Below are 1,575 nucleotides of genomic sequence, written 5' to 3'. Positions count from 1 at the left end.
CGCTCCTGGTATGGATTGACCCGTCAAGGGTTCGGTTGTCTCTACTGCATGCGGTTGTCCTTAATGCCTTCGGATCAGGGAGCGAGGGGCTATCAGCGACGGTGGATCTCTCTGGTATTCGTGGGTTGGGTACCGACCTGTCATCACTTCGTCGCGGAGCTGCCCTGGTCTACATGCGAGGGTCACCCAGCCCCGGAGGGCGGGGGCCTCATAGGAGCGTCAGGGGTTCTCCCACCGGCCCGACGCTCCCTGACCCGAAGGCACTGGGACATAACCATTAGGCGACTGCCCGGCTGGCGTGCGGCTTGCCCATGGCCTCGCAGGCAATGGCCCACAGGAAGCCGGCCAACTCCCGCGCCACCGCCGTGGTCACCTGCTGCTTGACCTTGCCCGTGGCGGCCAGCCGGCGGTAACGCCCACAGAGCCGCTTCTGGGCCTCCCAGGCGATGACTTGCACCGCTGGCGAGGTCTTCTCCGCCCGCCGCTGGATGATGCGCGTCTTGCGCGCCGGGTAGCGGTAGCTCCAGGCGGCTTCCACCAGTACGCGTCGCACATGGCCGTTGCCGGTCTTGGTGATCCCGCCCTGGCGTCGGCTGCCGCCACTGGAGTGCTCGCTGGGCACCAGACCCAGGTAGGCCATCAGCTGACGGGGCGAATCGAAGCGGCTGATATCACCAAGTTCGGCCAGCACCGTCATCGCGGTAATCAAACTGACGCCGCGCATCGCCTGGATGGCCTCGACCACCGGGGCCAGTGACCAGATCGGCAGCACCGCCGCCATCTGCTTCTCCAAGCCAGCCACGCGACACTGAGCCTCGCGCATCGCCTCGATGTACTCCTGCAACACGATCTGCTGAACCGGGGTCTCGAAGCGAACCGTCTCCAGCCAGCGAAAGTGCGCCGGTCCCCACTTGCTCTTGCCGGGGTACACCTTGCGGTGCCGCAACAAGAAGGCGTTAAGCCGCTGTCGTGCGCGCAGCTCGCCCGCTTTCATGTCCTCCCGGGCCCGCGTCAGATCGCGAATCGCCTCCTGCTCCGGCGTGGGCACCCAGACAGGCGTGAGCTCCCCGGAGCGTGACAGGCGGGCCAGCATCTTGGCATCTCGCCGATCGGTCTTGATGCGATCCCCCGACCGCTGCGGGATCAATGTCGGGGCAACGACCTCGCAGTCATGGCCGCTGGCCTGAACCTGATGATAGACCCCGTATCCACAGGGGCCGGCCTCATAGCTGAACAGCAACGGTTGCCCTGTGAAACGTTCGCTCAGCTGACGAACCAGCGTGTCGATGGCCTGTGGTTCGTTGGGAATCTCACCGCGGAACTCGGGGGTCTGACGGCCTGCCTCGGCGATGGCCACGGAGATGCTCGCCTTGTGGACATCCAGACCGATATAGGCCGCGTGGACGTCGCTGGCGGAACTGATCCGCGGGGCAGCAGTGCCCTCGACAACGACTCGCTGAGTTGCGTTAGACTGTTTCATGACCTGCCTCCCTCAATAGTGGCTCTGTGTTGGTGCCTCAACCTCAACGTAACCCACGACGTTGAGGAGGGGCAGGTCAATCCATGATGTCTACA

Annotated in this window: 1 protein-coding gene; it reads right to left on the bottom strand. The window is 64.6% G+C overall.

The features are described 5' to 3' along the window. Positions 1 to 277 precede the first annotated feature (277 nt). Complete coding sequence (locus FHR95_RS16975) at positions 278 to 1,480, bottom strand: IS110 family RNA-guided transposase (protein ID WP_246378704.1); 1,203 nt, start codon at positions 1,478 to 1,480, stop codon at positions 278 to 280. Positions 1,481 to 1,575: the final 95 nt, after the last annotated feature.

The sequence above is a fragment of the Halomonas fontilapidosi genome, assembly GCF_014192285.1.
Classification (GTDB): Bacteria; Pseudomonadota; Gammaproteobacteria; order Pseudomonadales; family Halomonadaceae; genus Halomonas; species Halomonas fontilapidosi.
This window is presented reverse-complemented; position numbering and strand designations above follow the sequence as displayed.

Bases quoted from the DNA above. Each gene is read 5' to 3' on its own strand.
- FHR95_RS16975 (WP_246378704.1), bottom strand. From the start codon at position 1,480: ATGAAACAGTCTAACGCAACTCAGCGAGTCGTTGTCGAGGGCACTGCT.